This window comes from Actinoalloteichus sp. AHMU CJ021 (genome assembly GCF_002895405.1).
Lineage (GTDB): Bacteria > Actinomycetota > Actinomycetes > Mycobacteriales > Pseudonocardiaceae > Actinoalloteichus_B > Actinoalloteichus_B caeruleus.
Genome location: NZ_CP025990.1, coordinates 5,414,008 through 5,427,732, shown reverse-complemented (window position 1 = coordinate 5,427,732; position 13,725 = coordinate 5,414,008). Strand labels below are relative to the sequence as shown.

Annotated in this window: 12 protein-coding genes; 4 read left to right on the top strand and 8 right to left on the bottom strand. The window is 73.5% G+C overall.

The genetic code is table 11. The features are described from left to right. Positions 1-13: 13 nt before the first annotated feature. From C1701_RS23005 to C1701_RS22995, 3 genes are all read right to left on the bottom strand, one after another. Complete coding sequence (locus C1701_RS23005) at positions 14-520, bottom strand: GNAT family N-acetyltransferase (protein WP_245588983.1); 507 nt, start codon at positions 518-520, stop codon at positions 14-16. Positions 521-711: 191 nt separating this feature from the next. Next, positions 712-3,204 (bottom strand): glycoside hydrolase family 95 protein, encoded by a 2,493-nt coding sequence (locus C1701_RS23000; protein ID WP_162147344.1) that lies wholly within the window; start codon positions 3,202-3,204, stop codon positions 712-714. Between the two features lie 585 nt (positions 3,205-3,789). Beyond that, entirely contained in the window at positions 3,790-4,227 is a 438-nt protein-coding gene (locus C1701_RS22995) for a DoxX family protein (protein ID WP_026420675.1), read from the bottom strand. 102 nt (positions 4,228-4,329) lie between these two features. On the opposite strand from C1701_RS22995, the gene C1701_RS22990 reads away from it, so the two are divergent. Continuing rightward, on the top strand, positions 4,330-4,902 hold the full coding sequence (locus tag C1701_RS22990) for a TetR/AcrR family transcriptional regulator (protein ID WP_026420676.1): 573 nt from the start codon (positions 4,330-4,332) through the stop codon (positions 4,900-4,902). A gap of 120 nt (positions 4,903-5,022) precedes the next feature. Here the strand turns inward: C1701_RS22990 and C1701_RS22985 are convergent, their stop codons facing one another. Next, positions 5,023-5,757 carry an SDR family oxidoreductase gene (locus C1701_RS22985; RefSeq protein ID WP_103056581.1) on the bottom strand — a complete coding sequence of 245 codons (735 nt, stop codon included), beginning with the start codon at positions 5,755-5,757 and terminating at the stop codon, positions 5,023-5,025. Next, positions 5,754-6,020, bottom strand: coding sequence for an Atu4866 domain-containing protein (locus C1701_RS22980; RefSeq protein WP_026420678.1), 267 nt, complete (start codon positions 6,018-6,020; stop codon positions 5,754-5,756). The genes C1701_RS22985 and C1701_RS22980 overlap by 4 nt, the downstream gene beginning before the upstream one ends. 151 nt (positions 6,021-6,171) lie before the next feature. Between C1701_RS22980 and C1701_RS22975 the strand changes: the two genes are divergently transcribed. After that, on the top strand, positions 6,172-7,005 hold the full coding sequence (locus tag C1701_RS22975) for a helix-turn-helix transcriptional regulator (protein ID WP_026420679.1): 834 nt from the start codon (positions 6,172-6,174) through the stop codon (positions 7,003-7,005). A 74-nt stretch (positions 7,006-7,079) separates the two neighbouring features. On the opposite strand, the gene C1701_RS22970 is transcribed toward C1701_RS22975, so the two are convergent. Both C1701_RS22970 and C1701_RS22960 read right to left on the bottom strand, forming a co-directional pair. After that, positions 7,080-7,982 carry an aminoglycoside phosphotransferase family protein gene (locus C1701_RS22970; protein ID WP_103056580.1) on the bottom strand — a complete coding sequence of 301 codons (903 nt, stop codon included), beginning with the start codon at positions 7,980-7,982 and terminating at the stop codon, positions 7,080-7,082. Positions 7,983-8,419: 437 nt separating this feature from the next. Then, complete coding sequence (locus tag C1701_RS22960) at positions 8,420-9,253, bottom strand: arylamine N-acetyltransferase family protein (protein ID WP_026420682.1); 834 nt, start codon at positions 9,251-9,253, stop codon at positions 8,420-8,422. A gap of 562 nt (positions 9,254-9,815) precedes the next feature. Here C1701_RS22960 and C1701_RS22955 point away from each other — a divergent pair. After that, entirely contained in the window at positions 9,816-11,072 is a 1,257-nt protein-coding gene (locus C1701_RS22955; protein WP_026420683.1) for an MFS transporter, read from the top strand. 231 nt (positions 11,073-11,303) lie between these two features. Then, complete coding sequence (locus C1701_RS22950) at positions 11,304-11,969, top strand: LmbU family transcriptional regulator (protein WP_337661891.1); 666 nt, start codon at positions 11,304-11,306, stop codon at positions 11,967-11,969. Positions 11,970-12,166: 197 nt separating this feature from the next. Here C1701_RS22950 and hutH read toward each other — a convergent pair whose 3' ends face one another. Beyond that, the gene (hutH, locus tag C1701_RS22945) at positions 12,167-13,702 is read right to left on the bottom strand and encodes a histidine ammonia-lyase (protein ID WP_026420684.1); all 1,536 of its coding nucleotides are present in this window, start codon (positions 13,700-13,702) and stop codon (positions 12,167-12,169) included. Positions 13,703-13,725: the final 23 nt, after the last annotated feature.

The window sequence follows — 13,725 nt, the reverse complement described above, 5'->3', positions numbered from 1 at the left end:
GCCGGGTACCCGGTCAGGGCAGGGGGCGGGTGAGCCAGACCAGCTCACCGCGCCCGTCGTCGGGGTCGACGTGGTCGCGGTGGAAGCCGAGTTTGGCCAGCACGCGCAGGGAGGGCGCGTTCCAGGCGCGCACCGTCGACCACAGCCGGCCGCGACCGGTTGCGGTGGCCTGGGTGAGCACCGCCCGCCCCGCCTCCGTGGCGTAGCCGCGGCCGTGGGCCCGGCGGAACAGCTCGTAGGCGATCTCGGGTTCCTCGCGGGTGGCGCGCCCGACGATCAAGCCGCAGTAGCCGAGCAGGTCGTCCTGGCCGTGGAGGCGCACGGTGAGCAGTGCGAGACCGGTCCGGCGGGTGGTGTCGAGGAGGCGCCGGATGCGGTCGCGGCACTCCTCGACCCCGGGGGTGCCCGTTCCGCGTTCGGTGATGAGCGCCCGGTACTCCTCGGCGTCTCCCTCCGCCCAGGGGCGCAGGGAGAGGCGGTCGGTCTCCAGGTGCGTGGCCATCGGCGGGTAGTCGTCCACGGCGGCACGCTACCGACTTCGGGGCGGGTGCCGAACCTCCGTCGTGGGCGGATCGACGCCGGATCGGGGGCGGGCACCGGGAGTGGTCGCCGTGGTCGCCGTGGTGGGGTGGTGGCCCCGGGTTTCGCCGGGCATCCCCGCCGCGTGGGGTGGGGATGCCCGGCGCCGGGGAGCCCGTCGGACCGACGCCGTTAGGGCGCCGGGACGTCCTCGGCCGGGGTGACCTCGGTGCTCCGGCCCGCGACCAGGTCGATCACCACCTGTCCCTCCGGCCAGCGGACCAGGACGCGGCGGTCGGCGTCGCAGACCACGGCGGCCCGGACGAGTCGGCCGTCCCGCCAGGACGCCTCGACGGTGACCGCTCCCCTGGCCCGGAGCCCGGTGAACTCGCCGCTGCCCCAGGCGGCGGGCAGCGCGGGTAACAGGTCCACGACGGTCAGCTCCTCGGAGGTCAGGTGGGACTGGAGGAGGAGCTCGGCGACGCCGGCGGTGACACCGAGGTTCCCGTCGATCTGGAACGGGGGGTGCGCGCAGAACAGGTTCGGGTAGACGCCGCCGGGCACCGAGGTCGTCGGGGTGTCTGGGGCGTCCTCCCGCAGCGGGGTGAGGTAGCGGCGCAGCAGGTCCGCCGCCCCGGCGGCGTCCCGCAGGCGCGCGCGCAACGCGATCCGCCAGGCCAGTGCCCAGCCCGTCGAGTCGGGTCCCCGGCCGTCCAGCGTCCGCAGGGCGGCGGCGGCCAGGGTCGGGGTGCGTTCCGGGTCGATGCGGGTTCCCGGGAACACCCCGACCAGGTGGCTGGTGTGGCGGTGTCCCGGTTCGGCGTCGGTCACGTCGGTCGACCACTCGGCGAGGCGACCGTCGGGGCCGACGCGTTCGCCGGGCAGGCGCCGGAGGGCGGCGCGGGCCCGCCGGATCCAGTCCTGGTCCTCGGCGGTGGCCTCGTCGCCGAGGGCGGTGGCCATCCGCAGTCCGGCGGTGAGGATGTTGTGGATGAGGCCCAGGTCGGAGGTGGTGGAGGTGGCGACGGCGGCGGACTCCCCGTCGCCGGCCAGGTAGCGGTTCTCCGGGGAGGTGGCCGGTGCGGTGCCGAGGGTGCCGTCGGGGTTCTCGACCAGCCAGGCCAGGACGAACTCGGTGGCGGATCGGACGAGGGGCCAGCCGGCGGTGGTGAGGAACTCCCGGTCCCTGGTGAAGTCGTAGTGGTCCCAGACCTGGAGGCACAGCCAGGCCGCGCCCAACGGCCAGAACGACCAGGCCGGGTCGTCGGCTCCCTCTCCGACGGCGTCGGCGAAGGCCCAGGCGTCGGAGTTGTGGTGCGCCGTCCAGCCGGGGAGGCCGTAGACGTGGCCCGCGACGCCGGTCCCCCGCCGCCGCAGGTGTTCCAGCCAGTCGAGGAGCGGTTGGTGGCATTCGGCGAGGTTGGTGACCTCGGCGGGCCAGTAGTTCATCTCCAGGTTGATGTTGGTGGTGTAGTTGGCGCGCCACGGCGGGGCGAGGTGGTCGTTCCAGATGCCCTGGAGGTTGCTGGGCAGTGAGCCGGGTCGGGAGGACGCGATCAGCAGGTAGCGGCCGAAGTGGAAGGCCAGGGCGGCCAGGCCGGGGTCCGGCTCCCCGGCCGCGTGCCGGCGCAGCCGCTCGTCGGTCGGGATGTCGGCGGAGTGGGTGGTGGGTTCCTCGTCCCCGCCGGAGGACGCGAGGCGCAGTCGGACCCGGTCGAACAGCCGGCGGTGGTCGCGGGAGTGGGCGTCGCGGAGGGCGGCGGGTCCCCCGTCGTCGCGCACCCGCCGCAGGTGCGCGTCGAGGCGTGCGTCCAGGTCGGACCGCAGGGTGTCGAGGTCCCCGTGCGGGCTGGTGGACGGGTCGACGTAGTCCGTCGCCGTGGCGAGCAGCAGCACCAGGTCGGTGGCGTCGCGCACCAGCAGGCCGTCACCGTCCACGGTGACGGTGCCGTCGGTGAGCAGCCGGGCTCCGACGAGCGCGGTGACCGTTCCGCCCTGTTCGGGGTAGCGGCGGGGATCGCCCGGGTCGTCCCCGCCCTGGAGGGGGCGGGACGGCATCGGCACGTGGGCGTCGGCTCCCGCGATGCCGGGCAGGTCGTGACCGTGGAACCGGACCGAGGCGGCCACGTGGGGGCTGTCGAGTGCCACCCGCGTGGTGTGGGGCGCGCTGGCGACGCGGTGCAGGACGAGGACCTGGTCGGCGGCGCTCGCCCACACCTCCTGGTGGTGCCGCACGACGTCCCGGGTGAAGTGGTGGCTGGCCAGTGCGTGCGCGAGGTCGAGACATCGGCCGTAGCTGCCCTGGTCGGGTTCGGGTAGGGGGTGTCCGGTCGGGTCGAGCTGGGTCAGCCGGACGTCGACCAGGGGCTGGTAGGCCTGGGTGTTGCCGAACTGGAGTTGGGACAGGGTGCGTTCGGCGTCCCGGACCTGGCCGGCGGCGAGGTGGGATCGGGCCTCGGCGAGCAGGGCCGGTCCGTCGCCCGAGGCGAGTTCCCGGCCGGTGCGCTGGTGGGGTGCCCCCGACCAGCAGGTGTCGTCGTTGATCTGGAGCCGCTCGGTCGCGGTCCCGCCGAAGACCATCGCGCCGAGTCGGCCGTTGCCGACCGGGAGCGCTTCTGTCCACCGGCGGGCGGGAGCGTCGTAGCGCAGTTCGGTATCCGCGGCCCTGTCGTGGTCACCGGACACGAGCACCTCCTGGTCGTGACAGCACGAGATCACCCCCCAGGCTGCCCAGTGGCGGCTCGGAACACCAGTGCCAGCGGCGAGGTGATCGCCCCGTTCGCCGCATTCGTCCGATTACCGGGACGTTCGCCGGGCCGAGGCCCGCTGGACCAATCCCCTCGGATCGTTCCGACGTGGGGGGCGAACGCCCGGGTGGCGGTAGGTGTTCCGGCGTGGGCACGGGGCACTCGGGCGACGACCGGTGCACCGTCGCCCACGGCCCTCGCCGAGCGCTACGGGCTGCCGGGACACCTGGAGGTGCACCGGCACCCCCACCGCGCCATCGCGGAACTGGACATCGTCGAGGTCGCGTCGCGCATCGATCCGGGTCCCGTCCCGGCGGTGGAGGCGTCGGCCGTCGGTTCCGCGCTGCGCTGGCCAGACGGCGTCCGACGGGGCGACCGCTCGTGGACGGTGGCCGCGACACCGGAGCTGGGTGTCGACGCGATCGCGGCCGGAGGACGTCGACCACTTCCTGGTCGGCCTGTCGGCGCTGCTCGGCGGGGCGGTGGCACTGGTGGGGCGGCCCGGCCAGTCGGCCGGGTCCGACTAGGCGGTGCTGGCCAGCACGGCGGCGAGGAAGACCAGTTGGAGGACGGTCCGGACCCCGAGCGGGGTGGCCGGTCGGCCCCGGAACTCGCCGCCGCTCCTGGCCGCGTGCACGTTCGCCGGGAACATCACGACGAGCAGCAGCGCGAGGCAGATCCCGGCGGCCGTGGAGGTCGCGGGCACCAGCAGGCCGACGGCCCCGGCGAGCTCCAGCACCCCGGTGACGGTCACCAGCAGCGGGGCTCGGGGCAGGCGGGGCGGCACCATCGCGATCATGTCCCGGCGCGCCGGCCCGAAGTGCGCGAGTCCGGTGAGGACGAACATCGCCGCCACCCCGACCCGCAGGGACGACTGCCAGTCGCCGACCGCCTCCACACCGAGCAGACCGACCAGCCGGGCCACCAGCCAGGTCGCGAACAGGCACACCGTCGGAGCCATCAGTTCCCCCTCACCGAATCTTTCCACCGACAAGATTCCCCCGGACGGATGAACTTGTCAACGGCTAGATCCGGGGTGCGTCGGTGACGTAGCGTGGGGACCGTGAGTTCGTCCTCCTACCACCACGGCGACCTGCGCCGGGCGCTGCTCGACCAGGCCGTCCCCCTCATCGCCGAGGTGGGGCCGGCCTCGGCGAGCCTGCGCGAACTCGCCCGCCGCACCGGCGTCTCGCACGCGGCCCCCGCGCACCACTTCGGCGACAAACCCGGGTTGCTGGCGGCCGTCGCCGCCGAGGGCTTCGACCTGTTGGCCGACCGCCTGCGCGCCGCCACCGAGACCACCGGGAGCCTCGTCGAGGTCGGCGTGGCCTACGTGCGGTTCGCCCTCGACCACCCCGCGCACTTCGCGACGATGTTCCGGCCGGACCTGCTGCCCGAGGCCGACCCCGTGCTCACCGCCGCCCGGGACCGGGCCGGGGATGTCCTGCACGCCGCGGTGGCCACCACGGCGGGGGGCGTCCTGGCGGAGGACCCCCGGACGGGGGCGGTCGCCGCCTGGTCGCTCGTGCACGGCTTCGCGACCCTCTGGTCGTCCGGGGCGTTGCCCGGGCGGTCCCACCCGGACGCCGACCCCGACGAGTTGGCCCGCGCCGTCGCGGGGGTGCTCACCCGCTGATCCCCTCCCCCTCGCGGCGGAGGACCACGACGGCCACCGTGGACAGCGGACCAGCCCTGGCCGGGCCTCGCGGCGCCACCGCCGCGCGCCGACCAGGACCGACCGGTCCTGCCCACCGCCTCAGTTCACGCTGGCGGCGGGCCGCACCACGATCTCGTTCACGTCGACCTCGGCGGGCTGGTCCACGGCGAACGCGATCGCGGCGGCGATCGCCTCGGCCGGCAGGGCCACCGACCGGTAGACGTCCATGTCGGCCCTGGCCCTCGGGTCGGAGATGCTCTCGGCCAGTTCCGACTCGGTGACCCCGGGGGAGATGACGCTGACCCGGATGTCTCCCCCGGACTCCTGCCGCAGCCCCTCGGCGATGGCGCGGACGGCGAACTTCGTACCGCAGTAGACCGCGCCGGTGGGCACGACCTCGTGCGCGCCGACCGAGGCGATGGTGACGACGTGCCCGGCCCCCTGCCGGCGCATCACCGGCAGGGCGGCGGCGATGCCGTGCAGCACGCCCCGCACGTTGACGTCGATCATGCGGTTCCACTCGTCGACCCGCAGCGCCTCCAACGGCGACAAGGGCATCACGCCGGCGTTGTTCACCAGGACGTCGACCCGGCCGAACTCGGCCAGCGCCGCGTCCACGAACGCGCGGACCTCGTCGAGGTCGGTGACGTCCACCCGGTGCCCGCGTGCGACGCCGCCGGCCTCCTCGATCTCGCGGACGATCCGGTCGAGCCGGTCGGTGCGCCGGGCTCCGAGCAGCACCCGGTGCCCGTCGGCGGCCAACCGCCGCGCGGTGGCCTCCCCGATGCCGCTGCTGGCCCCGGTGACCAGCACCACCTTCGCCTGGCCGGTCATGCGGCCCCTCCTTCGCGGTACAGCACCAGGTGCTCGTGGTGGAGGACGCCGTCCCGGATGTCGCCGGTCGCGGTGAACCCGGTGTCGTCCACGTAGTCGAGGTGGTTCCCGGTCACGGTGTAGCTGCCGGTGTAGGCGCTGCGCCGTGATCCCCGCGCCTCGTCGTAGCGGCCGTCGGGCCGCAGTTCCTGGCGGATGTGGCCGTCGGCGGTGACCCACGTGCCCACCACGTCGACGTCCTCGCGGGATGCGCTGGTGTCCATCCCCTCGTCTCCCTCGTCGTTGGTCCGTTCTTCCTCCCCCACCCTGTCGAGGTGGCGGCGGGCCGGGCAGGGCTCGCCGGGGCCGGTCGGGGCGTGCCTGGGTGTGCCACACCCAGGCAGGCGGCGGGCACACCGCCCTAGGCTCGGGCACATGGGTGCCGAGGGTCTGGGTGAGTTCCTCCGGGCGCGCCGCTCGCGTCGTCGTCCGGAGGACGCCGCGGTGGTGTTCAGCGGGCAGCGCCGCGTCCCGGGGCTGCGGCGCGAGGAGGTCGCCGTCCTGGCCGGGGTGAACGTCGACTACTACACGCGACTGGAGCAGGGCCGGGAACGCCACCCGTCGGGGCAGGTGCTCGACGCGCTGAGCCGGGCCCTCGACCTGGACGAGGACGCCCGCGACCACCTGTACCGGTTGGCGGGCGGCGCTCCCCCGACCGAGGTCCGGCCGGCCGTGGAGGTGGTGAGCCCCACCCTGCGGGCACTGTTGGACGGCTATCCGGGGACACCGGCCCTCGTCCTCGGACGCCGCCTGGACGTGCTGGCCCGCAACGCGCTGGCCGACGCCCTGTACTCGCCGTTCGGGGTGGTGGACAACCTGGCCAGGGTGGTGTTCCTCGACCCGGCCGCTCCGCGCTTCTACCCCCGCTGGCGGTGGGTGGCGCAGGCCACGGTGGCGAGCCTGCGGGAGGGAGCCGGGCACGAACCGGGGTCGGTGGCGTTGGCGGACCTGGTGCGGGAGCTGAGCGCGGGCAGCGACGTCTTCCGCGAGCTGTGGGCGGGCCACTCGGTGCGGGGCAAGACCCGGGATGCCAAGGACTTCCAGCACCCGGAGGTGGGGGCGCTCACCCTGTCCTACGAGTCCTTCGACGTGCGGGGCGCCCCGGGGCAGCAGTTGGTGATCTACCACGCCGAGCCGGGGAGCCCGAGTGCCAGGGCGCTGGCCCTGTTGGGCACGCTGAGCGCCACGAGCCGGGTCGGGGACGGCTGATCCCGGCCACCTCCCCGCGACCGCCGTCACCACGGGACGCCCGGGCAGGGCGCGGGGGCGGGCGCCGCGTCATCCTACGTCAGGGCGTCGCGCAGCACACGGTCGAGTGCCGCCCGGCCGGCGGGCCCCCACGTCGGCTTGCCGCCAGGAAGGCCCCGGTCGCCGTTCTGGCCCATGAGCATGAGGAACAGGCCCTTCAGGGCGGCCAACCCCCGGGCGCGCCGGATCGTCCCCTCGTCCGCCCGTGCGTAGGCGTCGAAGAAGGGCGCGGCGGCGCCGGCGGGGAGGAGGACCCAGGCGGCCGCGAGGTCCCACGCCGGATCGCCGGAGAACAGGTCACCGAAGTCGATGACACCCGCGAGGGCGCCGTCGGCGACGACGACGTTCGCGGGGTGGAGGTCGCCGTGGACCCAGAGCGGCGGGCCATCCCACTCCGGCGCCGCCACGGCGTCCTCCCAGACGGCCCGGACGTCGGCGGCGAGGTCGTCGGGGACGACGACGCGGAAGAAGTGGTCGAAGCCGTCCGCGTGCTCCCTGGGGTGGCCGCCGCGGTCCGCGTTGGTCGGCCCGTCCGCTGGCGCCGCCACGTGGAGTGCCCGGAGGAAGCCGGCCAGGGTGTCGGCCGCCTGGCCGCCGGAGCGGAGGGAGGTGCGGTCGAGTGGCTCCCCTGGAACCCAGGTCATGACGGCCCAGGGCTTCGGGAACCGCGCGGACGGCTCCCCGGTGCGCACGGGTTCGGGGACCGGGAGCGGCAGGCGCGGGGCCAGCTCGGGCAGCCACCGGCACTCCTCGCGCAGGAGGGCCGGGGCACCCCGGGTGCGCGGTAGGCGCACGGCCAGGTGGTCCCCGAGCCGCCACATCTGGTTGCCCCACCCACCCGCCACCTCGCTGATGGCCAGCCCCGCGAGATCCGGGTGCTGCTCCCGCAGCAGGTCCCGGACCAGCTCCTCGGTGATCTCGACCTCGGGGGCGGTCATGCCGGGTCACTGTACCGGCCCGCGCTCCCCCGGGGCCACGGCGAGGGGCGGAGCCCGGAGTGGGAGCGCGGCGCCGTCCCGGTGGGCGGTCAACGAGGCGGAAGCCGCTCCCTTCCGGGGCTCAAGGTGGCCGGAAAGGTCCTCCCGCGGTCCTGAGTGGCTGAGGCCGGGTCGGAGCGGTCGTCGGACGGCTCCCCGACGTGGCTGGCCCAGCGTCGACCGGAGACGCCGACCGGGCGGGCGGGCGAGACCACGGTGGACTCCGGCGGCGTGGGCGGCATCCAGGCGTGGCGGATCCGGCGCGGGGTCAGCCCTGGAGGCGCCGGCGGTGCACGGCCGGGCAGGGCGGCCTCCAGTCCTCGCGGCGGGGTGACCTCCGCGGCCGCGCGCGGCTGGTTCGGCGAGGACGTGGAGGACCGGGGCGTGGCCGGGGCGTCTCAGTCCTCGACGTCGCCAGGGCCGGCGTAGCGTTCCACGACCCCCGCCAACTCCTCGGGTTCCAACACCACGTCCAGTTCCCGGAGGAGCTCGTCGAGTTCGTCGGGCCCGATCCGGCGTTCCTCGCGGGTCCCGTCGGGGGTCTCCACGGTGTACCGGTCACCGACGAGCTGCCGCGTCCTCCCCGCCTCGGTGCGCATCACGACCAGGCGGTAGGTGAACGGGGACTTCGGGTGGGTGGCGGTGTAGTGGTTGGCGACCACGTAGTCGATGGGCAGTTGCGGCGTGTCGTCGAGCGCGTGCATCGACTCCCAGCCCTCGGCCGTCTTCTTGCTGAGGACCCACATGCCCTGCTCGCGGGTGATCCGCTGTGGCCAGCCGCCCTGGTCGACCACGGTGCCGTGCCGCAACGGCAGGGGTCGCAGCACCCCGGCACCGAAACCGACCTCCGCCAGGTACGTGGTGTGGCCGAACCGGACGGCCAGCGACAGGTGTGTCCTGGGCCCCCGGTCGAGGGCGGGAACCCGGGCCACCAGCCGGGTGACCGAGTAGCCGAGGCGGTCGAGGGCGGCGGCGAAGAGCAGGGCGTGTTCGAAGCAGTAGCCGCCTCGCCGGCGGTGGACGAGTTTGTCGGTGATCGAGGGCAGGTCGAGGGCCGGCGCCCCGCCCAGCAGGGGTTCGACGTTCTCGAAGGGGATGGTGCTGACGTGGGCCTCGTGGAGCGCGGCCAGCGCGGTGGGTGACGGTTCGGCGGCTGGCTGCCCGATCCGCGCGAGGTAGGCGTCGAGGTCCAGCTCGGCGGTGTGCCACAGGTCGTTCGGCTCGGTGGTCATACCGCGAACCCTTCACCCTCAACTATGGTTCAGGTCAACTCCCCGCTCGCGGCCGAGGGCCCATCCCGCCCAGGAGGCGCGGACAGAGCGGCCGACCCTGGCGTTCGGGTCGGACACGAGGTGGACGACCAGGACGGGCCAACGCCGCCACATGAGGGGTGGCCCCGCGGAGCAACGCACACCTCCGGACGGCCCAGCACAGCCGGACGTCACTGCGCCGAACGGCGTCGCCCATTCACCCACACGGAATGCTCCTCCTTCCTCGAAGGCCCGATCCGTGGCTCCCCCCGATTTCGGCCAGCACCGGCGACCCGATTCGGAACAGCGCAACCAACAACGGGGAGGAGATACGAATTCGACCAGCACCGGCCCCTCGCGGAACCCACACTGCCGGGATCAGCGGGCCGAACACGACTGGCGCGTCCACCGTCCTGACAAAGCATTGACAACCACCGAACACGCCCTGAGCGCGCAATGCGAGGGCCGGAGTACGCAATTTGACGGAGTTCGCGTCGAACATTCGCGGACCACTGTGGATGATCCAGCGTGTTAGCATCCGCTCATGCCAGTAGCCACGGGACCGTCACGCTCGTTAGGCCGTCGCTTCTGGAACTTCTGGTCAGCCTCATTCACGTCGAACCTCACCGACGGCATCGCCATGATCGCGCTGCCCTGGATCGCCACCCACCTCACCGACAATCCGGTACTCATCACGCTGGTGGCCAGCGCGGGACGAGCGCCCTGGTTGTTGCTGGCCCTTCCGGCGGGTGTCCTGGTGGACCGGTTCCCCCGGCTCGACCTGATGCTCGTGGCCAACGGCACCCGGGTGGTGCTGTGGGCGGTCCTCGCGGCGTTGATGGCCACCGACCTGGTCACGATCCCCGTCCTCACCCTGATCGCGTTCGGCCTGGGCATGATGGAGGTCCTCTACGACACCGCGGCCGAGAGCGCCGTTCCGGCCCTCGTGAGCAGGGACAACCTGGAACGGGCCAACGGACACCTGCGGACGGCGGAGATCTCCGCGCAGGAGTTCATCGGCCGCCCGGTCGGTGGTTTCGTGATCACCCTCGGTCTCGCCGTTCCGCTCCTGCTCAACGCCCTGGCCACCGCCGTCTCAGCGATGTTGCTGGCCGTCCTCAGCCGGCGCGAACGCCGCCTGGCCGCCGCCGAGGGACGCCGCGCGGCCGAACGCCCGGCCTGGCGCGACATCGGGGTGGGGGTCACCACGATCTGGCGGGACCCGCTGCTGCGCCGACTGGTGCTCGGCACGGTCGTCTTCAACGGCCTGTACTCGATGGTGTTGTCCACCCAGGTGCTGTTCGCACAGAACACGTTGGCCCTGGGATCGGTCGGGTTCGGCCTGCTCATGGTCGCCACCGCCGTCGGGGGCGTGACAGGGGGACAGCTCAGCGGCTGGCTCGCGGCGCGGCTGCCGCGAGGCTCGATGCCCATGCTCAGCCTGCTCGGCGCCGGTTGCTGTTTCCTGCTGATGGCGCTGTTCCCCGTCGTGCCGGTGGCGATGGCCGCCTACCTGGTGTCGAGCGCGTTCGTCCTGACCTACTCGGTGGCGGTCATCTCCATCCGGCAGCGCATCACGCCCTCCGAGATCCTGGGCCGGGTGAACGCGGCCGCCCGGACCGCCTCCTGGGGCGTCGCGGCCTTCGGCATGGTCGGTGGGGGCGTGGTCGTCGCGTTCGCGGAACGCTTCCTGACCGTCGAGGACGCACCCCGCATACCGTTCGTGCTGACGGCGCTCGGGGCGTTCGGCATCGTCCTCCTCGTCGGCAGATCGACCACCAGACTCGCCCGCGACCACTGATCGGTCGAGGGCCATTCCCCGCACAGCACACGCTCGGTCCTGACCGAGCGGTCGACGACGCCCCTGACCGTCCTCGGGGGTGCCGGCGACAGGCGACCGGCGACGGAGAAGGAGGACGAACGACGCGTCCCCACGACGTGGGGCCAACAGGGAAACAGGAACAACCGGAACCGCGGAATGCGGGGGGAGTCAACCGAACGCCCGGAAATCGTGAGGGAACGGATGGACGCCGTGACGACAGTGCCAGACTCGGAACTGACCGCGACGACAGGAGAACTGACCCCGCAGGACCCACCCCGGCGGAAGGCGCACGGGTGGCGGACCTTTCTCGCGTTGGACGACCACATCGGCATCGACGAGTGGGTACGAATAGGTCGACGGATCTTCGCGGTGGCGGAATCCTCGTCGTGGTGGTTGGGGGACTGGCTACTCTACGGCCAGGTGAAGTACCCGGACCGGTATCACCGCGCCATTGTGGAGACTGATCTGGACTACCAGACGCTTCGCAACTACGCCTGGGTCGCGGGGAAGTTCCCCACCCACCGGCGCCGCACCGATCTCAGTTTCCAGCATCATGCCGAGGTGGCCGCGCTCCCCCCGGAGGAACAGGACCGGTGGTTGGAACGGGCGGCGCGCCATTCGTGGTCACGCAACCAGCTCCGCAACCGGCTGCGGGCCGCGCGGAGCACCACTCCAGGGACGAGGAAGGCCAGTGCGGCGCGGATCGCGGTGAAGGCCGACCCCACACAACGGAGGGCTTGGGAGGAGGCCGCCGCCCGGGCCAGCAGTGACCTGGAGAAGTGGATAGCCGCGGTCCTCGACCAGGCGGCGGGGCGGGAGCTGCCCAGTGGGGACGCCAGCGGCGCCCAGACCGTCGACGGCAGCACGGTCGGCTGACCGAGCGGTCGCCACCCGGTCCGCACGCGGTACGGGATCCGCACCCGGTACGTTCGCGTCCTGGGCTCGGCCGAGCCGGGCCCAGGACCGCCGGGCAGCGCACGGGCGAGGGACCGAGCCGCGCGCGGACCGGTCACCGTGCCCGGGTCCGGCGCCCTGGGGCGTCGCGTCGGGAACAGCCCCGGAGCGTCCGTGCCTCAGTGGAGGGGACGGCCCACTGCCTCGGCGGCCACGCCCACCAGGGTTCCCTCCGCGACCAGGGCCGTGGCCGCCTCGATCTCGGGTGCCAGGAACCGGTCGGGACCCGGCCCGGCCACGTGCCCGCGCAGAGCCGCCACCACCGCCGAGGTCGCCGGGGCGAGCAGGGACCGGCCCCGCAGGTCCAGGGCCCGGGCCGCGACGAGGATCTCCACGCCGAGCACGAGGCGCAGTCCCTCCACCGCTCGACGCAGCTTGCGGGCGGCCCCCCACCCCATCGACACGTGGTCCTCCTGCATTCCACTGGTGGGCAGGGAGTCGACGCTGGCCGGAACGGCGAGCCGCTTGAGCTCGGCGACCACCGCGGCCTGGGTGTACTGCGCGATCATGTGCCCGGAGTCGATCCCCGGCTCGTGCGCGAGGAACGCCGGCAGTTCCCTGTTCCGCGCCGGGTCGAGCAGCCTGTCGGTGCGTCGTTCGCTGATGCTGGCCACGTCGGCGACGACGACGGCGAGGAAGTCGAGCACGTGCGCGATCGGGGCTCCGTGGAAGTTCCCGTTCGACAGCAGACGTCCGTCGCCCACCAGGACCGGGTTGTCCACGACCGCGGCGAGTTCACGGTCGGCGACCAGCCGGGCGTGCCCCAGCGTGTCCCTGGCGGAGCCGGCCACCTGGGGCCAACACCGCAGGGAGTAGGCGTCCTGCACGGTGGCGGTGGCCTGCCCGGGGCCCGTCGGTGGAGCGGTCAGGGCCGACCCGGCGAGCAGCCACCGCAGGTTCTCAGCGGACTCGCGCTGGCCGGGGTGTGGTCGCAGCGTCTGCACCGCCTCGTCGAAGGGATCGGGGGAGCCGAGGAGTGCCTCGACCGTCATCGCGGCGGCGAGGTCCGCGGTGGACAGCAGGAGGGAGAGATCGGTGTTGGACAGGCACAACTGTCCCAACATGCCCTCGGTGCCGTTGATCAGTGACAGGCCTTCCTTCTCCCTCGGTTCGACGGGTCGCAGGCCCGCGCCACGCAGCGCCTCCCGGGCCGGCAGCTCGACCCCCTTCTCATCCCGCACCGTTCCCTCGCCGACGAGGGCGAGCGCGACGTGCGCGAGCGGCGCCAGGTCTCCCGAGCAGCCGAGGCTGCCGTACTCGCGGACCACCGGAGTCAGGTCGGCGTTGAGGAGGTCGGCCAGGGCGACGGCGATCGCCGGGCGCACCCCGGTGCGGCCCGACGCCAGCGTCCGCAGCCGGAGCAGCATCAGCGCCCGCACGACGTCCCGTTCGACCTCGGCGCCCGCCCCGGCGGCATGGGACCGGATCGCGTGGTGCTGGGCCCGGGCCCGGTCCGCTGCGGGCACGGGGGTGCCGGCCAGGGCTCCCAGTCCGGTAGCGACCCCGTAGGCGTGTTCGGCGTCGGTGAGTCGGCGGCGCCCCTGCCGGACGCGTTCCTCCGTCCCTGGCGCGAAGGCCACTCGCCGCCCGGACCTGGCGACGCCGACGACATCGCGCTCGGTCAGGACCGACCCGCCGACCAACACCGGTTCCACGCTGTCCCCTTTCCTGGTCGTGG